Source organism: Pseudoalteromonas sp. UCD-33C (assembly GCF_001306895.1).
GTDB lineage: Bacteria > Pseudomonadota > Gammaproteobacteria > Enterobacterales > Alteromonadaceae > Pseudoalteromonas.
This window is the reverse complement of record NZ_LJTB01000002.1, coordinates 896,476-921,399: the sequence shown is the minus strand read 5'-3', so window position 1 is coordinate 921,399 and position 24,924 is coordinate 896,476. Positions and strand designations below refer to the sequence as shown.

At 40.7% G+C, this 24,924-nt stretch carries 25 protein-coding genes and 1 tRNA gene; 13 read left to right on the top strand and 13 right to left on the bottom strand.

The features are described from left to right. Position 1: 1 nt before the first annotated feature. Complete coding sequence (locus tag AOG26_RS07440; RefSeq protein ID WP_054561874.1) at positions 2 to 1,249, top strand: ATP-binding protein; 1,248 nt, start codon at positions 2 to 4, stop codon at positions 1,247 to 1,249. Between the two features lie 112 nt (positions 1,250 to 1,361). Here AOG26_RS07440 and AOG26_RS07435 read toward each other — a convergent pair whose 3' ends face one another. The 3 genes from AOG26_RS07435 to AOG26_RS07425 form a co-directional block, all read right to left on the bottom strand. Further along, positions 1,362 to 1,577: a DUF3820 family protein gene (locus AOG26_RS07435; RefSeq protein WP_054561873.1), complete on the bottom strand. Its 216-nt coding sequence runs from the start codon at positions 1,575 to 1,577 to the stop codon at positions 1,362 to 1,364. Positions 1,578 to 1,710: 133 nt separating this feature from the next. Then, positions 1,711 to 1,992: a hypothetical protein gene (locus AOG26_RS07430; RefSeq protein ID WP_054561872.1), complete on the bottom strand. Its 282-nt coding sequence runs from the start codon at positions 1,990 to 1,992 to the stop codon at positions 1,711 to 1,713. 285 nt (positions 1,993 to 2,277) lie between these two features. Continuing rightward, positions 2,278 to 3,849 (bottom strand): cation:proton antiporter family protein, encoded by a 1,572-nt coding sequence (locus AOG26_RS07425; protein WP_054561871.1) that lies wholly within the window; start codon positions 3,847 to 3,849, stop codon positions 2,278 to 2,280. Positions 3,850 to 4,070: 221 nt separating this feature from the next. Here AOG26_RS07425 and AOG26_RS07420 point away from each other — a divergent pair, with 221 nt between their 5' ends. Both AOG26_RS07420 and AOG26_RS07415 read left to right on the top strand, forming a co-directional pair. Beyond that, positions 4,071 to 4,814: a sporulation protein gene (locus AOG26_RS07420; protein WP_054561870.1), complete on the top strand. Its 744-nt coding sequence runs from the start codon at positions 4,071 to 4,073 to the stop codon at positions 4,812 to 4,814. A gap of 69 nt (positions 4,815 to 4,883) precedes the next feature. Beyond that, positions 4,884 to 5,321 carry a GNAT family N-acetyltransferase gene (locus AOG26_RS07415; protein WP_054561869.1) on the top strand — a complete coding sequence of 146 codons (438 nt, stop codon included), beginning with the start codon at positions 4,884 to 4,886 and terminating at the stop codon, positions 5,319 to 5,321. A gap of 31 nt (positions 5,322 to 5,352) precedes the next feature. On the opposite strand, the gene AOG26_RS07410 is transcribed toward AOG26_RS07415, so the two are convergent. The 6 genes from AOG26_RS07410 to AOG26_RS07385 form a co-directional block, all read right to left on the bottom strand. Then, the gene (locus tag AOG26_RS07410; protein WP_054561868.1) at positions 5,353 to 6,705 is read right to left on the bottom strand and encodes a sodium-dependent transporter; all 1,353 of its coding nucleotides are present in this window, start codon (positions 6,703 to 6,705) and stop codon (positions 5,353 to 5,355) included. A gap of 173 nt (positions 6,706 to 6,878) precedes the next feature. Beyond that, entirely contained in the window at positions 6,879 to 8,168 is a 1,290-nt protein-coding gene (locus AOG26_RS07405) for an ATP-binding protein (RefSeq protein WP_054561867.1), read from the bottom strand. Between the two features lie 12 nt (positions 8,169 to 8,180). Continuing rightward, positions 8,181 to 8,888 carry a response regulator transcription factor gene (locus tag AOG26_RS07400; protein ID WP_054561866.1) on the bottom strand — a complete coding sequence of 236 codons (708 nt, stop codon included), beginning with the start codon at positions 8,886 to 8,888 and terminating at the stop codon, positions 8,181 to 8,183. Between the two features lie 13 nt (positions 8,889 to 8,901). Next, positions 8,902 to 9,303: a DUF3019 domain-containing protein gene (locus tag AOG26_RS07395; RefSeq protein WP_054561865.1), complete on the bottom strand. Its 402-nt coding sequence runs from the start codon at positions 9,301 to 9,303 to the stop codon at positions 8,902 to 8,904. Continuing rightward, positions 9,293 to 10,132, bottom strand: a complete 840-nt coding sequence (locus tag AOG26_RS07390) for a MipA/OmpV family protein (RefSeq protein WP_054561864.1) — start codon at positions 10,130 to 10,132, stop codon at positions 9,293 to 9,295. Before AOG26_RS07390 ends, AOG26_RS07395 begins: the two co-directional genes overlap by 11 nt. 166 nt (positions 10,133 to 10,298) lie before the next feature. Next, complete coding sequence (locus AOG26_RS07385) at positions 10,299 to 11,105, bottom strand: hypothetical protein (RefSeq protein ID WP_054561863.1); 807 nt, start codon at positions 11,103 to 11,105, stop codon at positions 10,299 to 10,301. A 115-nt stretch (positions 11,106 to 11,220) separates the two neighbouring features. Between AOG26_RS07385 and AOG26_RS07380 the strand changes: the two genes are divergently transcribed. Beyond that, entirely contained in the window at positions 11,221 to 12,369 is a 1,149-nt protein-coding gene (locus tag AOG26_RS07380; RefSeq protein WP_054561862.1) for a serine hydrolase domain-containing protein, read from the top strand. 105 nt (positions 12,370 to 12,474) lie between these two features. Here the strand turns inward: AOG26_RS07380 and yhbY are convergent, their stop codons facing one another. Then, positions 12,475 to 12,771, bottom strand: coding sequence for a ribosome assembly RNA-binding protein YhbY (gene yhbY, locus AOG26_RS07375; protein ID WP_054562018.1), 297 nt, complete (start codon positions 12,769 to 12,771; stop codon positions 12,475 to 12,477). Between the two features lie 89 nt (positions 12,772 to 12,860). On the opposite strand from yhbY, the gene rlmE reads away from it, so the two are divergent. The 8 genes from rlmE to AOG26_RS07335 all read left to right on the top strand — a co-directional run bounded on the left by rlmE (position 12,861) and on the right by AOG26_RS07335 (position 20,293). Further along, the gene (rlmE, locus tag AOG26_RS07370; protein WP_054551703.1) at positions 12,861 to 13,490 is read left to right on the top strand and encodes a 23S rRNA (uridine(2552)-2'-O)-methyltransferase RlmE; all 630 of its coding nucleotides are present in this window, start codon (positions 12,861 to 12,863) and stop codon (positions 13,488 to 13,490) included. A gap of 66 nt (positions 13,491 to 13,556) precedes the next feature. Further along, a complete protein-coding gene (gene ftsH, locus AOG26_RS07365) occupies positions 13,557 to 15,497 on the top strand; it encodes an ATP-dependent zinc metalloprotease FtsH (protein ID WP_054561861.1) in 1,941 nt (646 codons plus the stop codon). A gap of 128 nt (positions 15,498 to 15,625) precedes the next feature. Beyond that, positions 15,626 to 16,474, top strand: coding sequence for a dihydropteroate synthase (gene folP / locus AOG26_RS07360; protein ID WP_054561860.1), 849 nt, complete (start codon positions 15,626 to 15,628; stop codon positions 16,472 to 16,474). Next, the gene (gene glmM, locus AOG26_RS07355) at positions 16,467 to 17,822 is read left to right on the top strand and encodes a phosphoglucosamine mutase (RefSeq protein WP_054561859.1); all 1,356 of its coding nucleotides are present in this window, start codon (positions 16,467 to 16,469) and stop codon (positions 17,820 to 17,822) included. Before folP ends, glmM begins: the two co-directional genes overlap by 8 nt. A gap of 69 nt (positions 17,823 to 17,891) precedes the next feature. Next, positions 17,892 to 18,641: a triose-phosphate isomerase gene (gene tpiA, locus AOG26_RS07350; RefSeq protein WP_054561858.1), complete on the top strand. Its 750-nt coding sequence runs from the start codon at positions 17,892 to 17,894 to the stop codon at positions 18,639 to 18,641. A 1-nt stretch (position 18,642) separates the two neighbouring features. After that, the gene (gene secG / locus AOG26_RS07345; protein ID WP_054551698.1) at positions 18,643 to 18,990 is read left to right on the top strand and encodes a preprotein translocase subunit SecG; all 348 of its coding nucleotides are present in this window, start codon (positions 18,643 to 18,645) and stop codon (positions 18,988 to 18,990) included. Between the two features lie 76 nt (positions 18,991 to 19,066). Then, positions 19,067 to 19,151 (top strand) — tRNA-Leu (locus AOG26_RS07340). 197 nt (positions 19,152 to 19,348) lie between these two features. Next, positions 19,349 to 20,293, top strand: a complete 945-nt coding sequence (locus AOG26_RS07335; RefSeq protein WP_054561857.1) for a hypothetical protein — start codon at positions 19,349 to 19,351, stop codon at positions 20,291 to 20,293. A 42-nt stretch (positions 20,294 to 20,335) separates the two neighbouring features. On the opposite strand, the gene AOG26_RS20845 is transcribed toward AOG26_RS07335, so the two are convergent. The 3 genes from AOG26_RS20845 to AOG26_RS07325 all read right to left on the bottom strand — a co-directional run bounded on the left by AOG26_RS20845 (position 20,336) and on the right by AOG26_RS07325 (position 22,135). Beyond that, positions 20,336 to 20,488, bottom strand: coding sequence for a hypothetical protein (locus AOG26_RS20845; RefSeq protein WP_165385100.1), 153 nt, complete (start codon positions 20,486 to 20,488; stop codon positions 20,336 to 20,338). Next, a complete protein-coding gene (locus AOG26_RS07330; protein WP_235575469.1) occupies positions 20,488 to 21,330 on the bottom strand; it encodes a VOC family protein in 843 nt (280 codons plus the stop codon). The genes AOG26_RS20845 and AOG26_RS07330 overlap by 1 nt, the downstream gene beginning before the upstream one ends. Before the next feature lie 211 nt (positions 21,331 to 21,541). Next, positions 21,542 to 22,135 carry a LuxR C-terminal-related transcriptional regulator gene (locus AOG26_RS07325; protein ID WP_054561856.1) on the bottom strand — a complete coding sequence of 198 codons (594 nt, stop codon included), beginning with the start codon at positions 22,133 to 22,135 and terminating at the stop codon, positions 21,542 to 21,544. 526 nt (positions 22,136 to 22,661) lie between these two features. Here AOG26_RS07325 and AOG26_RS07320 point away from each other — a divergent pair. After that, entirely contained in the window at positions 22,662 to 24,884 is a 2,223-nt protein-coding gene (locus tag AOG26_RS07320; RefSeq protein ID WP_054561855.1) for a TonB-dependent receptor, read from the top strand. The last annotated feature ends 40 nt before the right edge of the window (positions 24,885 to 24,924 follow it).

The window sequence follows — 24,924 nt, the reverse complement described above, 5'->3', positions numbered from 1 at the left end:
AATGGGGAAACTATTTGCTAGCTTATATCTTTATATAATAGTTTCTCTGTTTCTAGTTAGTGGGGTCATAGAGCAGTTATGGCCCTACGAAGAAACGCAACAGCAAATAGCCCTAGACCAAGAATTTGGTAAATCTCTGTGGTTCTTAAGCCAAACTGAAAATGGCTTAGCGACACTCCAACAAGAATTCGAAAGCGAGATAATTAATCTTACCGATCTAGCACTTCCTGAAGACCTAAAAACACAGCTCAACAATGATCATTACCTGTATTTGTTCAATCAAGAACAAGAAGTGGTTTGGTACATAGCTCTTAATGACACTCAGCTTTTACATGTAGGCCCACTTTCAGTTGAAAATCCAAACTTTAGCTCCGTTTGGCCATACTTTTTATTATTAACTGTGATTGGCCTACCAATTGGACTCTGGAGCCTATTGCTATGGCGTGACTTTAATAAATTGACGCTTGCCTGTGAAGCTGTAGGAGGATCGCAAGACTTTGAGCTTCAGGATGCCTCTAAATCATTTTTTCTGCCGATTACTGATACCCTAAACGCGATGCAAGAACGTATTCAGTATCTACTGGCTGCGCAGCAAGAGCTAACTTCTTCCGTTTCTCATGAGTTTAGAACACCCCTTGCGCGTTTAAAGTTTGCTGTTGCCATGCTCGAAGAGCAAATCGAGAATGAAAAGTCGTATGCATACATTGATAACATGCAGGCTGATATTGCAGAGCTTGAAGCACTGGTGTCAGAAATGCTTGAATACGCACGACTTGATTCACACCAACCAAGCTTAAAGCCCCGTTCCTGTGACTTAACAGCGCTTATCAATAGTGTGGTGAATAAACTCGAGTTTGCTACTGATATAGAGGTAGCATTGACTGCACCCAAGCAGCTTTACTACGAGTGTGACGAGCATTTTATGGCGCGTTGTATTCAAAACTTATTAGGCAATGCACAAAAATACGCAAACCATAAAATTCATGTAAGTCTTGAAGATTTAGGGGATTCGATACAAATAAGTGTTGAAGACGACGGCCTAGGGATCGCTAAATCTGAGTGGCAAAGTATTTTTAAGCCATTCACTCGTTTAGATAAAAGTCGTGATAAGAAAACCGGTGGTTTTGGGTTAGGTCTGGCGATTGTTGCTAAAATTGTTAGTTGGCATCAAGGGCAGTCTGAGGTGTGTGACTCACCATTAGGTGGAGCTAAATTTACTATTCATTTGTTTAAAAGTAACTCGCTTTAAATTGCAGGCATAAAAAAAGCGCCTAGGGCGCTTTTTAAAGATTAAAACCAAAAATAAACAAGTAGCAAAGTAATAGACCGCACTTAAAAATAAAAGTTCGAAAAAAGTTTAATTATTTTTCATCTAATAATGGCATTAGCATTTTTTCAAGGCCATTGAGCTTCACTTCATACATCATTGCCAGCTGTGCGCCTAACTGGGAATCAGGAAATCCTTGCTGTTTAAACCAGACTAAATAAGGCTCTGGCAGCAACAATAAAGGGCGACCAGCATACTTTCCAAATGGCATCTTAGTATTTATGGCGCGTTTGAGTTGAGCTGAATCCATCTTTATCTCAAAGAAATTTTAAAGCTAGATGATACGGTAAAAAGGAGAGAGAAAATAGGCTGTGACGGGCAAGAAACAGCCTATTTAGTGAGGGATGTAGGCCCTCAGAATAACAACCACTAATTACGGCGTATTAGTGTAGTTGGTGACGACGCTTTTTCGTAAAGCCAAGTTTATTTAGCTTAACGACAATAGCTGGGTCGTCGATTCGTTCTGGTGTTTCACCATCACGAAGAAAATGATCGCTTGGTACTTGATATACATCGAGCATCTTGTTGAATAGCACTGTTCTAATATCCATTGCAGTCATGCCATTGTTTTGTAACTCATCAAGTTGCTGCTGAATATCTGAAAGTTTCCCAGCACGTGCATCATCCGTGTTTGCTAAAAATTCGTTGGTAAACTTATTTTTCATTTAAACAACCTCAATCCATCTAACAGTGCTGAATTAAAAACAGCGGTAATACACAACACTGTTAAACTTTTTTGTGTTAAAAATAGATACTTAGCTAAGCATCTTGAAATTAATTCTACTCTTTTTTTTAGCCTGATTGCTAATCTGGATGTAAAGCTTTGTAAATAAGCTTGACCCAATAGAGGGACTGATTTGATATGTCGTGAAAACTAGTTAGCCAACTAACTGAATACAGTGAAAATAATTCTCAGTACCATGAAAAGGTACCGAGAATTATTTTTTACATTAAGAGAAAAGTTTTTGTTTTACATGCTCTGCGAAGCCGCTACCAGCTTCTAAATAGAAGTTATAAGTAGAATCGACACCCATATCCTCTAGTTCTTTTTGCTGATCTGGATAGTTTGCAATCGCTGTAACTTGACCTTCATAACCAGAAGCACGCAGTTGCTCTAAGGCAAAAATATTTTGCATGTGTTTTGGCATTGCAAGCATCACCATACCTACATGTGAGTGGTTTACCCGCTGCCAAAAGTCAGGGTCAGTGGCATCAGCAAGTAACACTCTGCGGCCTCGTTTAATATGCTTATCAACAACATCCGGCTTAATATCGATACCAGCGACAAGGTTAGGGTGAGTTTGGCTGATTGTTTCATAGGCACCTGTACCAATTCGACCCATACCAAAGATCACGATTTTAGTGTCATTTAGATTAACTGGCAGCTCTTCTGCAAGACGGCTGTTACTTTCAAATTTAAGCAACCAATGTTCAATTTTTACATACACTTCATTCGAGCGTTTATTTAAAGGTGATGCGAGTATAAAGGTGATTGACACAGCGATAGCCATGACAGCTAGCCATTCAGACGTGATTAGATTGCTGGTGGCTGCAACGGCGCAGACAATCAAACCAAATTCACTGTAGTTAGCTAAGCTAAACGCGCTTAATAGTGAAGTACGAGCACGTAATTTGAAAGCGTTTGTCAGCACATAATAAAGTGCAACTTTTACAGGCAAAACCAAAATAATAATGAGTGCAACAATCACAGCATGGCTAGTCAGCTCTGCATTCAAACCAATATTTAAGAAAAAGCCAACCAGTAACACGTCTTTTAAATTAAGCAGTGACTTTGATAATTCACCGGCTTTTTTATGGGATGCGAACATCATACCGATAATCAACGCACCTAAATCACCTTTAAGGCCTGCAAACTCGAAGGCTTGGTAACCAATAATTAGCGCAAAGAAAAAGCCAAACAGGGGCAATAACTCACCGTGTTTTGAGCGATTTAATACCCAAAACATCACAGGGCGTAAAATAGGTAAACCAACCAATAATGCCAAAGCCCAAATGTTAGGGGCTTTACCAGTGCTGATGGCTAAGAATATAACGGCAAAGATATCTTGCATAACTAAGATACCAATGGCGATTTTACCATGGAGGCTTGCCATTTCACCGCGTTCTTCAAGCACTTTTACGGCAAATACGGTGCTCGAGAAGCTAAAGGCAAAACCGACTAACAATGCACTTTGCCAACTAAGTTCGTTAAATAAAGGCAGTGCAAGGGCTCCTAGCAACAACATAAAACCACTAAAGAGCGTACTGCTTAAAACAATATGCATTGAGGCGGGCGCCCAAACTTGTGGTTTCATTAAGTTTGATACTTTGAGCTTAAGACCAATGCTAAACAATAACAAAGTAACTCCCAAGCTTGCCAACGTATTAAGCAGCTCGGTTGTCTTATATCCATATAGGTTAAGTGCAAAACCCGCTAATAAAAAGCCGATAAGAGGAGGCAGCTTTAGCTGGTAAACAGCAAAGCCACAAACGAACGCGGTAGCAAAGTAGATTAGTTCCATAGTTTTTCTTTTGACTTCATTTGCTAGAAGTGTAGCGAAATATTTGTTGTTGGAAAACAATATCAGACAGTGAGAGTTCAAAAAATAAGCACTTATACATGATTTATTGATTAATCCACCAAAAGCATCATTTTTTCGCTGACATTAGCTTTTAATTGTGGTTAAGATGCATTAACAAAGGAATTTAAGCCATAGGTTATAAGCTGGCTTAAGGAGAAAAGATGTTTAAGAAAATCCTTGCATCAGTAGGTATTGGTGCAGCAAAAGTTGACACTGTACTTGAGACAGAGCATTTACAACCGGGTCAAAAATTTAATGCCGTTATTGTTATTAAAGGCGGCGATGTTGATCAAGACATATCGGGTTTAGACTTAGCACTGATGACGCGTGTTAAAGTTGAAGGTGAAGATGGTGAGTACTTTACAAACCATGTGATTGAAAAGTGGCGAATTACAGATATCGGCACGATTGCAGCAGGTGCAGAAAAACATATTCCATTTGAAGCGCGACTGCATTCAGAAACACCGATCACCGAAATTAACGCTGGTTATAACCAATCACATGTGTGGCTTGAAACAGGCCTAGATATTGATTTAGCACTTGATCCAACTGATCGTGATGCACTTCACATTTATCCTAATGATGCCGTAAGCACGTTAATGGAAGCGATGGATAGGCTTGGTTTTAGCCTAGTGAAAGCGGATGTTGAAAAAGGCTTCTTAAGAGCACCTACATTCCAATCACATTCGGGATGTTATCAAGAGCTAGAGTATCGCCCAAATAGCCGAAGCCTATTTGGTCTACAAGAGATAGAGTTGTCGTTTGTGCCTGAAGCGCACAAAACTCATGTACTGATTGAACTTGACCGTGCCTTTAGAGGGGATGGTTATGTCGATTTAACTATAGAGCATGATCATGTCAACCTATCGCAGTTGTGTGATCAGCTAGAACGATTATTTGCTTAAAGATTAACGACTAAATAGCTAGTTAAAACCCAGCTACGGCTGGGTTTTTTGTCTTCATAAAGGAGCGTTATGTTTACTGTTAAAAGTTATAGCGAACTCAGTAAAGATGAGTTATTTGCCATTTTACGGGCGCGGGTAGATGTATTTGTGGTAGAGCAAACTTGCCCTTACCCAGAAATTGACGAAGTGGATAACAATGAACTGACCCAGCACGTGTTCTTGTTTAAAGGTCAGCAAGTGGCGGCTTATGCACGATGTTATAAAAAGAGTGAGCAATTTAGCGCATTTGGTCGTGTGCTGGTAGCAAAGCAATTTCGTGGTGAAGGTTTGGCGAGTAAGTTGGTGCAAACTGCGATAGACACATGTAAAGAGCATTGGCCTGACAAAGCGATTATGATTGGTGCTCAGTGTTATTTAACAGGGTTTTATCAGCAATTTGGTTTTGAAAATGTGGGCGATGATTACCTAGAAGATGGCATTCCACATCAAGATATGTGTTTGAAGTAGCCTAAATGGCCACTTCAAACATAAACATTTGTTAGCTTAACAGAGAGTTGGCAAATACCAGTGATATGGCTAGTGGGCAAATAAACTTGATATACCATGGCCATACTTTCCAGAAGAAGCTATTGGCAGCTTCAGGGCATCCTTGTTGAATTTCATTTAGCAGTGACGCGCGATGCCAAATCCAACCGACAAAAATACAACACATTAAGCCTAGAATTGGTTGACCAATCTTAGTGGTTAAGGTGATCACAAAGCCAAACAAGGTGCCTAAGTTAAAGACAATTGTAAAACTAATGAGCGCAATAATACCGCCAATGATCCATGTTGCTTGCACACGCTTTAACGCAAAGCGTTCAACAGCATAGGAAACTGGTGCTTCTAGCATCGAAATCGATGAGGTTAACGCTGCAATACTCATTAACGCGAAAAAAGCAAAGCCAACAAAAATACCGACATCACCCATGCTAGTGAAAAGTGCCGGAAGAACTTGGAATACTAAGGTATCTTCAGAAAGTAGTGCACCCTCGGCTGAAAAAATTTGTACGCCTTGTGCCTGTGCTACATACATTGCAGGAATAATGAGTAAACCGGCTACAAAGGCAATGAACACATCGATTAAAGTCACATAAGCGCCTAAAGATACTAAGTTCTCTTTCTTGCTGATGTATGAGCCATAGATGATCATTACGCTGGTACCAAGCGATAATGAGAAAAATGCTTGTCCTAACGCATTCACTAATAACTCAGGGTTTAAAATCGATGAAAAGTCTGGCACTAAATACGCTTTTAAGCCTTCCATTGCGCCATCTTGAGTCATTACATAGATAATTAGCATAAATAAAATGCCTAACAGGGCAGGCATTAAGCGCTTAGACCATTTTTCAATGCCGTTTTCGACGCCTTTAGAGATAATCGCAACAGTTAAAATAATAAATGCGGCAGTGAATAAAAGGTTTCTTGATAGTGACTGCTCACTAAGCCAAGTGCCAGCTTGCTCTTGCCCCGCTAATTGCGCAACGGGTTCGAGTGTCGCACTCAGCATCCAGCCTGCGACGATAGCATAGAAGCTTAAAATTAAACCCGCACAAATAATACCGCCAAAACCTACCATGAAGGCAAACTTCTTTTGCCATGCTTGATTTGTTACTTTTCGAAGTGAAGTGACGGCATTAGCTTGACCATGACGACCAATGACTAACTCAGCCATTAAAGCAGGATAAGCAAGACAAAATGCTAACACTAAATAAGCCACTAAAAATGCGGCACCGCCATTACTTGCAGTTTGTGTAGGGAAACCCCAAATATTTCCTAAGCCAACAGCAGAGCCTGCTGCAGCCATAATAAATCCAAAGCGGGAGCTGAACTCCCCACGTGATGCGCTCATATTATTGTTACTTCTCTATTTGTGACGGCGCTGACAATCTACTTGAATTAACGCTAAATAAAAAGGGTTAATCATCCGCATTTTCGTTGTTCTTCGTTATGTGCGAGCTGTCAGCGTAGATTTCGTGCAATTGCGCATTACAATACGAAACAATTAACACAAATGAAACATGTTTATTGGCTTTTATTTTGAATTGAAAGAGTAAAACACGCGCCACCTAGTTGCTTACTTTTTGATACTTCGACCGTACCATGATGCCAATCAACCACTTTCGCAACGATAGCAAGGCCAAGCCCGTAGCTTTCGCCATCCCGGTTACGATGTGTTTGTTCTTGGAAAAATGGAGTAAATACTTTTTGCCAGTTTTGTTCGCTGACACCCGGACCGTCATCTTCAATTTTTATGGTAACGGATTCACTGGTACTGGTTGCACTGAGCAAAATTTCTGATTCAGCAAAGTCGCAAGCATTACTTAATAAATTAACAATGGCCCGAGCTAACCAGTGTAAATCAGCACAAATATCACCGCCTTCAACTCGGTGATTAATGCGCAAGCTTTGTTGTTCAAGCTTAGGCTCAATTTGATGAATTAAAGTAAGAATATAGGTTTCTAGATCAGAATGATTAAAGGTCAACTGATTCGCTTTTTGCTCAAGGGTTGCAAATGCCAAGTAACTTTTTAGCATTGACTCCATTTGATCTAAGTCGTTTTCCATTCGAGCAAGATACTCAAGGCGCTTTTCGTTATTAGGGCAGTCTTGCGCTGCCTCGAGACCAAACCTTAAGCAGGCGATAGGTGTGCGAATATCGTGAGATAAACTTGATGCCATTAACTTATTTTCATCAAGAAGTTTTTCAATTTGACTCGCCATACGGTTAAATGTCAGCTCAACATCTTTGATATAGGTAAAGTGAGATAAGTGAATACGGCTTTTTAAATCACCTTTAGCAAAGCGTTGTGCCGCTTCGTTTAATACCGTTAAACGCTTGGCCAGTGGCGCAATGATAAAGCCCATAAATACGCATAACCCAGCGTAGAATAACAAGGTCAGTAATACATCGTTGCCTTGCTCGTGTGTTAAGTCTTTATCTAAACGCATTTTTAAGTGGTGTGTGCCTAAAGCTGCTTCACTGTAAAGTAAATAGTATCCTTGCTGATCTTCGAGGATAAGGCCACTAGGTTGGGTTATTTGTGTTAACAATGAATGAGGTAGCGCAAGCGACTGTGTAGGGCGATACTCTAGTTGCACAGCAAAGTTTTGGTTAATATCCGCAATAGCTTGCTCACGCTCTTTAGCATCATACTTAGCGAGTTGCTTTGCAAAGCCTTTAATCATTTGTGTTTCGCTAGAAAACACATCCTGAGGTGCTTGGGTTTGTTGGCTAAAAGCATCAATTAGCCAACCCAACACGATGATTGAAAGCAGGGCACTGCCAAGGAGTGAGATATAAAACTTTTTCACAGGCGCGAGTCGTTATTGCCAAGCGGTGGCAACAAGTAAATAGCCTTTGCCCCAGATAGTTTTAATTTTTTCAGGGTGCTGAGGGTCATCATTAAATTTTTTACGTAATGATGAAATCAGCACATCCACACTTCTGTCTAAGCCATCATATTCGCGCCCTTTCGTTGCCTTAAACACTGCATCACGTGAAACCACTTGACCTGCATTACTTGCTAAATAATGCAGTAGTAGGTACTCAGCGCTTGAGATATGAACCTCATCATTATTAAAGTAAACGGTACGTGACTCAGTATTGATTGATAACTTACCCACATTAATAAGCTCAGAGCTTGTGCTTGATTCTTGTGTATCTGATTTAGAGCGAAGTGCTGCTTTTATACGTGCTAATAAAGCGCGAGGGCGAACGGGTTTCATCATGTAATCACTGGCACCAACTTCAAGGCCAATCACTTCATCCATTTCATCATCACGTGCGGTGAGCATAATAATCGGGGCCTGATAAAACTGTCTTAAATCACGGCACACACTAATACCGTCTTGACCAGGCAGCATAATATCTAACAAAACTAAGTCAGGGTTTGTTTTACGCACCTGTTCAACCACTTGGTCGCCACGTTGGCATATTGTTGTTTGATAGCCTTGTTCAATTAAATATTCCGCAACCCAATTGGCGAGAGAAATATCATCTTCTACTAATAAGATAGTTCCGTAATGTTCCATTATTTACTCCTGCTTAGAACAGTCGCCAACGACGTTTCTTCTGACGATTTTGATAGACCCACTGTAATTGTATTTCAGTACTTGCGACAACCTTACCGTTATCACTGCTTATAAGTTCAAAACCTATGGTTTCTGCTGAATCAAATTGGTATCTAAATAAGCCCTTTTGTTGCATCAACCAGCACTGAATAATGTGCTTGCTTTGCGCATTACGTAAGCAGTAGTTACCAACTTGCTGCTGATGCCATGTTAAATCAACTTCAGCGTAGCAATTCCTACCTTCACGCAGCGCTACGCAAGTGTCGGGCAGGGCAACTAACGCATTTTCAATATCTTTCTTGCCTACAGATTGCTGCTCAGCGAGTAATGGCCCTGACAGTAATAAGGTAAAGCACAAGTAATACTTAGAAAACATAACGCACGCCTACCTTGGCTTTATGCTGATACTCTTGAGAAATAATAGGGCTTTGGTGAATATCGTTTGAAAACCAAGTCGATAACCAACCAGTTAAAAACACCCAATGTCTGTTAATTGGGTATTCTGCATGAAATTCAAAAATAAGGCTGTAAGAGGTATCTGGGTTATATACAGGGCGAGTTTCGAGCGCTTCAGCTTCTGAAATGCCAAAGTAGTAATTTGTAAAGTCTGCTGAGTAGGCACTTAAGCCAACGCCAGAGCGAAACTCCCAATTTCGCCAAGGAATGATCTGACTAAAAAACGAATTCATTACCCAGCCATTATGCGCACCTGATATATCATGCAGGTATTCAAATGAAATTTGCGAGTTTTCAAAGCGACGTGATAGGCGAAGACCTACATCAAAGTCGTAGTCGCGTGTTCTGATCCCTTCAAGCTCTTTAATTACTTCGTTACCATAAATATTTAAGCCTGTTTCATCAAAGCCAGATTGAATGTTGGTGCCGACAATATCTAAGCCCCATTCAAATTTATCGATAACGCTGTAACCTAATGTTAAACCGCCACTAAGTTGGCTTTGGTCGTAATCGAGGTAAAAGCTGTCGTAAGAAACTGCGAGGTGTACATCTGGCTCTATGCCATCATTGTAAGAGTCCATGCCTACAAGGTAAGAATCTTCAATGTAGTAACCTAACCCAATGCCCCAGTCCCATGCAAAGCCTTGGCTTGGCTCTAAAGTATTGTCTGCATAATAGCGGTTACTTGCTTGGCTTGTGGTACTAAGCAAGGTTAAACATATCAATAATAGGGCACTGTAAGCTCGCAATGTTGCTTCCTTGTCTGTGAGAAAGGGTAATAGCTTATAGTATATTGTTAAGGAGTTCCTGTAATCTGTAAAAAAATGTAGTAACAGAAATTGGAAGTGTAAGAAAGTGTTGCAAATTCAAGGAGGGAAGCTGTTTGCCTATGGGCAGACAAACAGCAAAAGTTAGTTACTGAACTTTAATTTTATCGATTAAAATGCTGCTCAGGTAGTACTGCATCATAGGTGTAAGTGCACTAATTTCTGTACGGTTACACGGGCCTTGCTCTTTTTTTAAGGCGGTCATTTGCGTGATAGTTTGATAAGCAGGAATCGTCACTTCTTGATTAATTCGCGCCATGCGAGCTTGTTCCGAGTTTTGCTCGTGCACAAAGCTCGCTACTTCAAGCTCATTCTTGATTACTTGCTGTTGTACAAAGCTATAAATAAGGGGTTCACGGTGAAAGCTTGCGCTGTCAATTGATGACTTTGCAAACCACACAACATCACCGGTTTTCTTGTGAGTTAAGCGCATGCTTACTTGACCTAAAATAGTCGCACATTGCTGAACTGGAAACTGTTTTGCAACTTCATCAAATAAAGGCAGAGGCTTTTCTGGTTTGACTAATTGATATTCTGTGTCTTCAATCAGTTCAAGGTCAAGCTGGTGAATAGATAGGGTGTAATCTGCTTGAGTGCCATCTTCTACAACCTTTAATTGTTTGGCTGTAAGTGCTTCAGTCAGTTGCGTGTAAAGTGTATCTGTCACACTGGTTTTGTCGGCAACTATCACCACAGTTTGGTTTTTACTAACTGCATGTGCAGGCAACTGTACTGACTTCACTTTAGGAGCTGCATGCTCTGTTTGATACTCTACTTGAAAGCGTTGGCTTTGTAAGCTTGGTTTCTTTGGCATCGAAAGTAATGGCGCAGGTTCAGGTTTAAGGGCACAACCAGCTGAAATTAAAGTAAAAAACAAAACTACAAGTAAGCGCATAAAGATTAATCTACCCATAAATATTTAAGATTAAGCGTATTGTACGTTAGTCGAGGCAAAAGTTCATGATATTATGTTATAAGAAACTTCCTAAACAGACTTAAAAAAATAAATAATGAAGTACAGCTTATCTTTAATTCCCTTTCTTTTTTCTTTTTTACTGCTTTTTGTTAGCGGAGAAGCTGCTTCGAGTGATAAGCAATGGCAAACTTTCGTTGCTGATTATAATAAACACCTTACCCGTAAGTTAAAAAGCAAAGGGATCCCAGGTGGTTCATTGGCGATTGTAAATATTGGTCATGATGATTTTATTAATGGTATTGGTCGAACAAAAATAGAAAAAGGTCGTAAAGTCGATAAACATACCCGCTTTCGATTGGCATCAGTCTCTAAAACCTTTGCGGGCTCATTAACTGCTAAACTTGCAGCGCAAGGGGAGTTTAATATTGATGACCCAATAAGTAAGTTTATTCCTGCTTTTTCTAATACTGCTTACAAAGATGACTTAAAAATTTATCATATCCTTAGTCATTCTAGTGGCCTAGTACCTAATGCATACGATAACCTAATTGAGTCGCGTATGAGTTACCCAGATATTGTCGAGCGGCTATTGACTGTTGAGCCTATCTGCAAACCAAGCGAGTGCTACGGCTATCAAAATGTGATGTTTAGTTTGATTGACTCAGTGATTTATCAATCAACACAGATGGACTACTCACATTGGATTTCAGAATATATCTTTGCGCCTTTAAAAATGGTGGATGCCAGTGTTGGTTTTGAGGGGATGGTGAAAGACAATAACTATGCTCATCCTCATGTACGCGGAAGAAAGCGTTGGTATACATCTCGTTTAAAGAAGAATTACTATAAAGTGCCTGCAGCTGCAGGTGTGAACGCCAGCGCAAATGACATGGCTATTTGGTTGAATGCGCAGCTAGGACAATACCCAGATGTATTACCACTCGAAGCATTGATCAAACAAACCCGTCCTTATACACATACTAAAAAAGAAACTCGTCGCCGAGTTTGGCGAAGTCATGTTAAAGATGCTTACTATGGATTGGGTTGGCGTGTTTACAACTATGATGATGAAGTACTTTATTACCACAGTGGTTGGGTTCAAGGCTATCGCAGCGATATTGTAGTATTCCCGCATCTAAACATAGGGTTTAGCTTAGTTCTCAATGCAGAAACAGGGTTAATTAATGAATTAACTACCGAGTTTATTAATCGGGTTCTTAAATACACGCGAGAGCAAAAATAGCCTAGCTAAAAAGTTTAGTTACAAATTAATTCAAAATTATTTCTGCCTACAAAAAAGCCAGCATATTTGCTGGCTTTTTCTGATTCGAAATTTCACAAGGCAGGATTAACCGCGTGGTAATTGAATCTTTTTCTCTTCGCTTTGGCGATACAATACAATTGTATGGCCAATTGTTTGTAGTTTTATTGCGCCTGTCTCGCGAACAATTGCGTCAAAAATCAATGTTTTAGTTTCACGTTCATCTGTAGGAACTTTAACTTTGATTAGTTCATGAATTTCTAGGGCGCTTTCAATTTCAACTAAAACGCCTTCGGTTAATCCGTTTGCACCAAGTAATACAACAGGTTTTAAACTGTGCGCTTGGCCTTTTAAAAACTGCTTTTGTTTGTTCGATAATTTCATCATGTTACAAATTTTGCTGAATATGGCTTGAATTAAGGGTATTCTAACGCCATCTAGAGAATATTACTAATTAGTTACGTATTAATTTTATGGCAAATAAAAAACATTCAGCCAGTTCTAAGCGTTGGCTGAAAGAACATTTCGACGATCCTTATGTTCACGAAGCGCAAAAGAAAGGTTGGCGTTCTCGTGCGGTATTCAAATTAGACGAAATTCAAAACAAAGATAAATTAATCAAACCATCGATGACGGTGGTTGATTTAGGTGCTGCGCCAGGTAGTTGGTCGCAATATTTAGCAGAAAAAGTAGGGGATAAAGGTCAAGTAATTGCTTGTGATATCTTACCTATGGATTCCTTAGCAGGTGTTGACTTCTTACAGGGCGACTTTCGTGAAGAAGCGGTACTTGATGCACTATTGACCCGTATTGATGGAAAAAATGTTGATGTAGTTTTTTCTGATATGGCACCCAATATGAGCGGCAATACATCTGTTGACCAAGCTGGTAGTATGTACTTAGTTGAGTTGGCATTAGATATGTGCCACCAAGTTTTAAAGAAAAATGGTGCATTTTGTGTCAAAGTCTTCCAAGGCGAAGGATTTGATCAATACTTGCAGGAAGTACGTAATAGCTTTAAAGCGGTTAAAATTAGAAAGCCCGATGCATCACGCGCCCGTTCTCGGGAAGTTTATATAGTGGCGACAGGCTACAAACTGTAGTACAGTTGTGCTGCGTTAAGTTGAATTTAAATTAATTGGATACAAGAGGTTAACTCCTTGAGCGATATGGCGAAAAATCTAATACTCTGGCTGGTCATTGCAGTTGTGCTAATGTCAGTGTTTCAGAGCTTTAATGGTGGTGATCAGGCAGATCGCCAAACAAGTTACACTCAATTTGTTAGCGACGCTCGTAGTGGCGCTATCCAAGAAGTCTCAATTGAAAGCACCACAGGTACGATTACTGGTACTAAAACAAATGGTGAGCGCTTTCAAACCATCATGCCAATGTATGATAAAGACATCTTGAATGATCTTTTAAAAAGCAACGTTAATGTAAAAGGCGTTAAGCCAGAAGAGCAGTCATTCCTCGCCAGCATTTTAATCTCTTGGTTCCCGATGTTACTGCTTATTGGTGTGTGGATTTTCTTCATGCGTCAAATGCAAGGTGGTGGCGGTAAAGGCGCGATGTCTTTCGGTAAGAGTAAAGCGCGTCTGATGAGTGAAGACCAAGTTAAAACGACGTTTGCTGATGTTGCTGGTTGTGACGAAGCGAAAGAAGATGTAACTGAACTTGTAGACTTCTTACGTGACCCATCAAAATTCCAAAAACTAGGTGGTAGCATCCCTAAAGGCGTGTTGATGGTTGGTCCTCCTGGTACGGGTAAAACGTTACTAGCTAAAGCAGTAGCTGGTGAAGCTAAAGTGCCGTTTTTCACAATTTCAGGTTCTGATTTCGTAGAAATGTTTGTAGGTGTCGGTGCATCACGTGTACGTGACATGTTCGAGCAAGCTAAAAAAGCAGCACCTTGTATCATCTTTATTGATGAAATCGATGCAGTAGGCCGTAAGCGTGGCGCTGGTATGGGTGGTGGTCACGATGAGCGTGAGCAAACACTTAACCAAATGCTTGTTGAAATGGACGGCTTTGAAGGTAACGAAGGTATTATCGTTATCGCTGCAACGAACCGCCCAGATGTGTTAGACCCTGCGTTATTACGTCCTGGTCGTTTTGACCGTCAAGTTGTTGTTGGACTTCCTGATATTCGTGGTCGTGAACAAATTCTTAAAGTTCACATGCGTAAAGTGCCACTAGGCGACAACGTAGAAGCTGCGGTAATTGCACGTGGTACGCCTGGTTTCTCTGGTGCTGACCTTGCAAACTTAGTTAACGAAGCCGCTTTATATGCAGCTCGTGGTAACAAACGCGTTGTTAGCATGGCAGAGTTTGATGCTGCAAAAGATAAAATCATGATGGGTGCAGAGCGCAAGACCATGGTGATGAGTGAGCAGGAAAAAGAAATGACTGCTTACCATGAAGCGGGCCACGCGATTGTTGGTCGCATGGTACCTGAACATGATCCCGTTTATAAAGTGTCTATCATTCCTCGTGGTCGTGCACTTGGTGTCACTATGTACCTGCCTGAGCAAGACCGTGTGAGCCACTCTAAAGAGCTATTAGAGTCAATGATCTCTAGCCTTTACGGTGGTCGTATAGCAGAAGCACTGATCTATGGTGAAGATAAAGTGACAACCGGTGCAAGTAACGATATTGAACGTGCAACCGATATTGCTCGTAAAATGGTTACTCAATGGGGTCTAAGTGAAAAACTAGGTCCATTACTTTACGCTGAAGATCAAAACGAAATGTACATGGGTGGCGGCGGTAGCCGTGCTATGAGCATGTCTGATGAAACTGCAAAAGTGATCGACACAGAAGTTCGTTTATTCTCAGATCGTAACTACCAACGTGCAGAGCAAATCCTTAAAGATAACATTGATATCTTACATGCGATGAAAGATGCACTTATGAAGTACGAGACGATTGATGCGGGTCAAATTGATGACTTAATGGCACGTCAGCCTGTACGTGAGCCACGTGATGTTCATGACCGCCGTTCAGATGATAAAAAGCCAGCTCCTTCTGCTGCAAAAGTTGTCGAAAACGACACAAAAGAGCCAGAAGAATCATCAGAAACAAAAACAAATGTTGATGACAAAGCCGAATAGTCGGTACAATTAGACACAGAAAGGCCCCGCTAGTCGGGGCTTTTTTATTTCAAAAAATGCGCAATTTTCAAACTGTTATCTAGAATAATAAATGCGCAATTGACGCTAATTTATAGCATAGGTGTTCAATGACCGTTCTTAACTTACCTCGAGGTCGCACATTACACCTCGATTCCCCAGTGGTGATGGGGATTTTAAATGTCACTCCAGATTCATTCTCTGATGGCGGTAGTTATTGCCAGCTAGACAGCGCTGTCAAACAAGCTCATGCGTTATTAAATCAAGGCGCAAAAATAATTGATATAGGTGGTGAGTCTACCCGCCCAGGGGCACCTGATGTATCTCTTGAAGATGAGCTTGAACGCGTTATTCCTTTAGTTAAAGCGCTTAGAGCAAGCAGTGATTGTATTATTTCGATTGATACCAGCAAGAGCGAAGTAATGCGCCAAGCGATAATCGCAGGAGCTGACATCATCAATGATGTTAGAGCGTTACAAGAACCTGGTGCAATTGAGGTACTGGCACAATACCCAGAGGTGGCAATTTGCTTAATGCATATGCAAGGTCAGCCTCGCACTATGCAAAGTAACCCGCATTATAATGACTTGTTTAATGATATTAATGAGTTCTTTGCAGAGCGTTTAGCTGTGTGTGAGCAAGCGGGCATTCAGCAACAACGTATTATTTTAGACCCGGGCTTTGGCTTTGGTAAGACTTTGGCTCATAATTATCAAATACTTAAAGAGTTTAATATATTTAATAAATTCAATTTACCAGTACTAGCAGGCCTTTCTCGTAAATCGATGATTGGTAATTTATTAAATAGAGACACACATGAACGCTTAGCGGGAAGCCTTGCCGGTGCGCTGATAGCAGCACAAAATGGCGCAAAAATTATTCGTGTTCATGACGTACAAGAAACAGCTGACGTGCTAGCGGTTTGGCAAGCATGTGATCGAGGAATTTCAAATGAGTAACACAAGAAAGTATTTTGGCACAGATGGTGTTCGTGGCATGGTGGGTGAGTTTCCAATCACACCTGAATTTGCTTTAAAGTTAGGTTGGGCTGCAGGGCGTGTATTATCAAAAATTGGCACAAAAAAAGTCATTATTGGTAAAGATACCCGTATTTCTGGCTACATGCTCGAAACATCACTTGAGGCAGGTTTAATTGCTGCTGGTATTGATGTTGTTTTGTTAGGCCCAATGCCGACACCAGCTGTTGCTTATTTAACGCAAACTTTCCGTGCTGAAGCGGGTATTGTGATTAGTGCATCTCATAACCCTTACCATGATAACGGTATTAAGTTTTTCAGTGGTCGTGGTTTAAAGCTTGCAGATGAAGTAGAACTTGAAATTGAAGCCATGATGGATGAACCAATGACCTGTGTTGCTTCTGATAAGCTTGGTAAAGCGCGTCGTTTAGAAACTGCTGATGGTCGCTACATTGAATTCTGCAAAAGCCAATTCCCGCAAGGCTTATCGCTTGAAGGTTTAAAAATTGTTCTCGATTGTGCTAACGGTGCTACTTATAACATTGCACCTTCAGTAATGCGTGAACTAGGCGCGGATGTTATCTGCCATGCCTGTGAGCCAAACGGGGTAAATATCAACTTAGAGTGTGGAGCAACTCATGTTGAAACGCTTAAACGCAAGGTATTAGAACACAATGCCGATGTTGGTATTGCCTACGATGGCGATGGTGACCGAGTAATGATGGTTGACCATAATGGCCGTGTATTTGATGGCGATGACATTGTCTATATCATTGCTTGCCAAGCTGCAAATGACGATATTTTAGGTGGTGGTGTCGTTGGCACTGTCATGTCAAATATGGGTCTTGAGAATGCCTTAAAGGCTCGTGGAATCGAGTTTGCTCGCAGCAAAGTGGGTGACCGCTATGTGATGGAGCTACTTCAAGAGAAGGGTTGGAAAATCGGCGGCGAGAGCTCAGGTCACGTATTAAATCTAGATTTAATTAGCACAGGTGATGGCATTATCTCAAGCTTGCAAGTATTAGCAGCGATGGTAGCGCAGAATAAAACATTGCAAGACTTAGGGGCTGGCTTTACAAAATATCCAATGAAAATGATTAATGTGCGCTACCCACAAGGTACTGATCCAACGCAAGATCAAACGGTGATTGATGCTGTTGCACAAGTTGAAGAAAAATTAGGTGATACAGGTCGTGTATTACTTCGTAAATCAGGTACTGAACCTGTTGTGCGAGTAATGGTTGAAGCTGAACAGGAAAAAGTTGTCCTTGATAGCGCACGTAAAATAGCCGCAGTTGTCGAAACTGTGAGCAAACAAACCCAGGCATAACAATAACCTCTTGTAACTTTGGGCAAGTCGAGTTAGTATCTTGCCCGCTTTCTAATGTGGAGTGGAATAATGGCAACACGTAAGCCGATGGTCGCAGGTAATTGGAAAATGAACGGCTCTCTAGAGCTTGTTGAACAGTTATCAACTGCTATCAAAAATGTTCAATCGGATGAACTGGATATAGTGGTCTTTCCACCATTCCCATTGTTGAGTTCTTTGCAGCAACAAAACGTCACGTTTGGTTCGCAAACAGTCTCTGAAAACCAAGCTGGTGCTTTTACTGGTGAAGTTGATGCTCAGCTAGTCAAAGACCTAGGCGCAGCTTACACTTTGGTTGGTCACTCTGAACGTCGTAGTATCTACGGAGAGTCAGATGAAGTTGTTGCAGATAAGTTTGCGCGAGCGCAGCAAGTTGGCTTAACTCCTATCCTTTGTGTGGGTGAAAGTGAGCAGCAACGTGAAGCAAACGAAACTGAATTAGTGGTTGCAGCTCAAATTGATGCTGTAATTAGCAAATTAGGTGTAGCAGCACTGAAGAATTCTGTGGTAGCATACGAGCCCGTTTGGGCCATTGGCACAGGTAAGACTGCCTCTCCTGAGCAAGCGCAAGCCGTGCACAAGTTTATCCGCGAGAAGATTGCTTCTTTAGATAGCGACGTAGCACAGCAATTAACCATCTTATATGGTGGTAGCGTGAATGAAAAAAATAGCGAATTATTATTTGCACAACCAGATATAGACGGCGGCCTTATTGGTGGCGCGAGTCTTAAAGCAGATTCATTTACTGCTATCTGTGAAAGTGCAAAAGGGACCGTATAAGATGTACGAAATTTTATTAGTAGTTTATTTAATTGTTGCTTTAGCATTAGTTGGTATGGTTTTAATCCAACAAGGTAAAGGCGCAGATATGGGTTCATCATTTGGTGCTGGCGCTTCTGGTACCGTATTTGGCTCATCAGGTGCTGGTAACTTCATGACTAAAACAACAACAATCTTAGCGACGATCTTCTTCGTACTAAGTATTGTTCTAGGTAACCTTACTGCAGGTCAAATCAAAAAGACTGATGAGTGGGAAAACCTAGAAGCTGCGCCAGCTGTTGAAACTGTAACGCCAGCACAATCTGATGTGCCTGCGACAGAAGATAAAACGTCTGACGTACCTAACTAATTAGCTTTGCTAATTATCGTTAAGCAGTTTTCATTCCTCAAGTAAACGTAAAGCTTAACAACATACAGAATTGTATGCGGATGTGGTGGAATTGGTAGACACGCCATCTTGAGGGGGTGGTGGCTTCGGCCGTGGGGGTTCAAGTCCCCCCATCCGCACCAAAATTAAAAAGCTGTAACTCACAGAGTTACAGCTTTTTTCGTTTTAGTGCTTCATAAAACAAAATGCGCACCTTTATAGTGCTTTTATTCTAATGTCATTCCCGTTCACGAAATTAACTAATTGATTATTAATTGAAATAAAAATTGGAGTCTTCCTTGCTTAACTAGAGTGGATATCACTACTTTGAGGAAGCAAGATGGCCAGAATGAGTTATTTAAGTGCTATAGAACGCTATGAAGAGCAACAACAGCTTATTCATGAACTTCTTCTTTCTATACTTGCCAGTGTTCAGGCATCGTTGACTAACAAGCAAGCCTACCAACAGCTCGTCAATCAATATCCATTTCTAGAATTGCAATATTGCTTGAATGAACAAGGCATTCAGCAAGGTGACAATGTTTGCTTTAAGCGTCAGTACAAAAAGAAACTGGGTCATATTGGGGCTGGGCAGGACTTAAGTGCTCGGCCTTATTTTTTACTCGCTTCGTCAACACCCGTGCCGCATTTTACTTCGCCATATATTTCGACTGCGACTAAGCACCTTTGTATCTCAGTGATCAAAACAATCCCTTCAGGCAACGATAAACAGCAGTTTTTGGTTATCGATGTGTGTTTAACAGAACTGATTGAATTTATTATGGGAGACACCAAGCGAGCCAGAATGACACCTTACTTTAAGGTTGGTTATGGCTTGATTGTCGCTTGTTTGTTCTGCTTGGTGTTCTATCTGTTATATAAAGTATTTGCCGGAATGGTGGACTTAGTCTTAAGCGAAGACACCCAGTCAGACCCGCTTAAACCATTTACTATTATTATATTTGTTACTTTAGCGTTGGCTATTTTTGATTTAGGCAAAACAATTCTAGAAGAAGAAATCCTCATGCATAAGGATATTTTTCGGCACAGCTCAACAAGACGAACGATTACACGCTTTATCTCAACAATTTTGATTGCAGTATCGATAGAAGCCTTACTAACCATGTTTAAAGCAGCACTCGGGCAAACTGAGTATGTTATACCTGCTGTATTGATGATGTTTGCTGTGGTAGGTCTGTTGATTGCACTGGCAATTTACGTTTACCTAGGCGCCAAAGCTGAAGATGTGCTGACCCAGGTGCAACGCTTAAAAGTAAAACACTAATAAATAGGGCGCTTTGTTTAAAGCGCAGCGCCCTGAAATTGATTAAAGTGTACCGCCAATGCCAATACTTGGGTTAACGTACACAGGGCCTACTTTAAATGGCGCATTAATATCTAGGCTTGCATAGGGGGTGCAGGCATTTAAAACTAAAACTGCAGCCGCAAGAGCAGCTAAGCGAATCATTTTCTTATTCATTACATTTGCTCCTGAATTACAATACCAGCACCCGCTGGATCACGAATAATTGCGACGCTGCCACTTCGTACTTTGTCATTTGGTGCCATTAGAACTATGCCGCCTGCGGCGGTTACTTTTAATAGGGTCGCGTCAACATCGGCTACTTTAATGTAATTCACCCATGTGTTACCTATCTCGGCATCTGGTTTTTTTACAAAGCCAATCGCAGGTGTGCCATTTAAGGCTAAGTAGTTGTAATTGCCATTTTTAAGCGGTTTACTTTGTGCTGAATAATTACCAAGTGATTGGTAAAAGGCTTTGCTCTGCTCTGGGTTATCACTCCATACTTCTTGCCAAATCCAGCCGTTATCGGTTTGATGCGTTTCAGGGTCACCATTAACAGTATTGATCAGTGAAAAAACAGCCCCTTGGGGGTCTTCTAATACAGCAATAGTGCCACGGCCTTTAATTTCGGTACTGCTTACTAAGACTTTACCTCCGGCTTTGATAGTTTTTTCACTGACGGCAGCGATGTCTTTACTACTGATAAGGCTCAGCCAGTGGCTGGCATTTTGCTTATTATCAAGTTCAGCCATGCCTGCAATTAATTTTCCGTCTAAGGATGCCAGCGTATAGCTATCGTTAACGGCTTGAAACTGCCAACCAAATACACTGCCATAAAATGTTTGAGATTGTGCCAAATTGGGTGTAATCAAATCATGCCACACAACGTGACCTGAGTTTTTTGTTCCTGAATCACTGATTGCAGGTAATTCACTTGAGGTAAGCTGGCAACCTGTCAATGAGACCGCTGTGACTGCCATTAAAATTGTGGCGCGTAAGGGGGTGAGTACTTTCAAAGTTTGCTCCTTGCAAAATGGGGTCAAGTAAAAGCATAGACCATTATTTGTTTGTTATTCAATCAAAAACGATTTTCCCAAAAGGCAAAGAGTTAAATAATTATTTTGCAAAAATACTTAAAGCTTTGAGCAATGCTGTATAGCGCATGTTATAGGCGCTAGGATGGAAACAGAATTATGAGGCTGTACCAAGTTACAACTTAATTGCAATTTAGCCCGCAAGCTTATTGAGTTTGTCTATATTTCTTTCGCACCACTGCAAGGCTTTTTGTTTGTTTTTAACATTAATTTTTTGGTAAATCTTGTGCAAGTGAACTCGCACCGTCGCTTCGCTAATAAATAAAGTATCGGCGATTTGAGGGCAGGTCGCGCCAGAAGAAAGCAAGTGCAGTACTTTAGATTCTTTAAACGTTAAGTTATTTGATTGAATTTGATTTTTTTGCTCAGTTTCGAGCATTTCTCTCATCCATTTATCGCTCACTGTTCTTGGAAACCACAAGGCTCCCTTTTTAATTTCTTGTAGCCCTTGTTCAAAAATATCAGTCTTGGTGTTTTTGAAAAATAACCCTTTTAGCTTTGGCCAGTCTTTTAATGGCAGCACATCCGCTCTATCAGGCATATTAAAAATTACCAGATGATGATAGCCATGAACCTTCATAAATTCACTTATTAATTCACGGTTGGTTAAAGTGTCTAAAGAGTCGTAATTAAGCAGCAGAGTTTTATCATCATTCGCAATACAGTAGGGAAGAGTCGAAGCAGGTGACACAGAATCAGCCGCGTTTTTATTAAAAAGAAAATCCATATTCACGCCAAAAACTATCGATAAATGATAACAAGTAAATTGTGTTGCTGATTATTACGTTTAAAAAATGAAATTCCAACAGAGGAAAATTTTGCGCACATTTTTGTTTAGTTAGCTTTTGCCAACTTGGCTGCACTTAATTAAACATTACCTGAGCTAGGTACTCTTTGGAAGCTGAGAAATTTCTGAAATTTGTTTCTACTTTATTGAAAAACAACAAAAATAATGTTCACTTTTTGTTCATTTTAATTGTGTTAACAAGTAAGTTTATAGCGGTAATACAGAGCTAAACATTTATTTTTATTTACTAATTTGCAAAGAATTTAGTAGCTTATAATTCGAAAATACGGAGGTGATGTGGTTTATTTATACAGTTTTTGATAAAAATTAAAATAATTATACATATTTTCACAAAACTAACATATAATACCCCTCCAGAGGAAAGATGCTTATACCTAAGCGTCTTTTTTTATGCCTGAAATTTACGGGTAAAAATACACACACACGGTATCCTTTGGAGTTTTAATTGAAATTACGTCACCTCTCACAGTTAACTGTAGCCATTGTTGCTGCATTATCTACTTCAGCCTTTGCTGAGCAAGAAAAAACCACTGCTAAACAAGATGCTTTTGAAAAAATCGAAGTAACAGCGCGTAAGCGTACAGAAAGCATTTTTGAGTCGCCAACAGCAGTGACATCAATCGGCGAAAACCTGATTGATAAAGCGAACATGAGCAACCTTGAAGACATCGGTAAATACGTACCTAACCTAAACATCACTCGTTATGGTGTAGGTAATGCGGCCCATGCATCTGTATTTATTCGTGGTATTGGTTTACAAGACCACGTGATCACAACTGATCCGGGGGTAGGTGTTTACTTAGACGGTGTTTACCTTGGTCGCCAAATGGGCTCTAACTTATCATTACCAAATGTTGAGCGTGTAGAGGTATTACGTGGTCCACAAGGTACTTTGTACGGTCGTAACACATTAGGTGGTGCAGTAAATATTATTACTAAACAACCTGGTGATGAAGGCATTGTGACTACAAATGCAAAAGTAGGTAGCCGTGGTCGTTTAGCCGGTGACGTTTACTTTAATAACAGCCTTACTGACACTGTAAGCATGTCTGCAAGCGTGTCTTATAAGCAACGCGATGGTGTAGGTGAAGCAATTAACCTTGCAAACCCAGAAAAAGAAATTGGTGAAGAGCAAGAGTTAAGCGGTCGTATGGCGCTTAAATGGCAAGCAAACAGCGACTTATCTTTTGTGTTCTCAATTGATGGTGTTGATAACGAATCAGGCCAATCACCATACACAATTGAACTAACGGCGCCACTTGACCCGAATGACCCATTCAATGGTGATTTCCCACTACTAACAGAAGACATGTTACCAAGCGATCCTGATGATTTAGCAACAACGGTAGCGGGTATTGAATCGACGGCTTATTCAGGCTGGGGTACTTCACTAACAGCTGACTGGGATATCAATAATACGTATACGGCTAAGTTCATCACCAGCTACCGTAGCTCAGAATACGAAGGGGGTCTTGATGATGACGCTGTTGCCCTTAACTTATCTGAATTCCCTGAAGAAGGCGGCGCAGATCAATATTCATTCGAAATCCAGTTAAACGGTAGCTTCGATAACATGGACTTTGTGTCTGGCTTATATTTCTTTAATGAAGATGGCTTCACAAGTTCTGGCCCGTTTGTATTTAGCCCATTCAATACACCTGATGGTCTTCTGAATGATGGTAATACAGCGTCTTTTGGTGATTACGGTTACTTTGATATCAACCAAGAAACTAACTCATACGCAGCTTATATCAATGCAAGCTATGACCTAAGCGACGATTTAACTGTGGGCGGTGGTCTACGTTATTCGAAAGATAAAAAAGAAGCAGATGCCTTATTCCCAACGTTTGCAACACGCAAATACGTAAGTGCTGATTTTGATGCAGTAACATGGGATTTAAATGCGTCGTACCAGCTTAGCAATAACATGAACGTGTATGGCCAAATCCAAAAAGGTTATCAAACAGGTGGTTTCCCTCCGCGTCCATTTGGTGGTCCTGATCAATTTGTTTCTTTCGATGAAACAAAAGCAATTAACTATGAGCTTGGCCTAAAAGGTCAAGTACATGAAGATGTATCTATGATGCTTGCTGTGTTTGTTACTGACTACACAGACCTGGCATTACCATTCTCAGATCCAACTGCAGGTGGCGGTTTCGTTACTATCGTAGAAAATGCGGGTGAGTCTAAAGCACAAGGTATCGAGCTTGAGACAACAATTGCATTTACTGATGACTTTACGCTACGTAGCGCAATTGGTTACCTAGATTCAGAAATCACAGAAGTAGATGACGGTGTATTAGGTATTGGTAAAGGTGACTCACCAGCACTAACACCACGTTGGACTGTGATGGTCGCACCTTCTTATTTCATTGATTTAAGTAACGGTGGCACAGTGGCAGTAAACGCTAACTACTCATACCGCAGCGATATGCAAGGTCAATCAGTTTACAACCAAAGTGAACACATTGACTCGCGTGAATTAGTGGGTTTCAACATCTCTTACTTAAACCCGAACGGTGACTTTGAAGTGACTCTTTACGGTGAGAACGTGTTAAACGAAGTGTACGATGTAGGTCGTTTACAACAATCTGGTTTTGTTGGCGTTATGCGCAGCAACGACCGCAGTGAATTTGGCTTAAAATTCAAAAAAGAATTTGAGCTTTAATTACTAACAAAAAAGGGCAAGTAAATACTTGCCCTTTCTT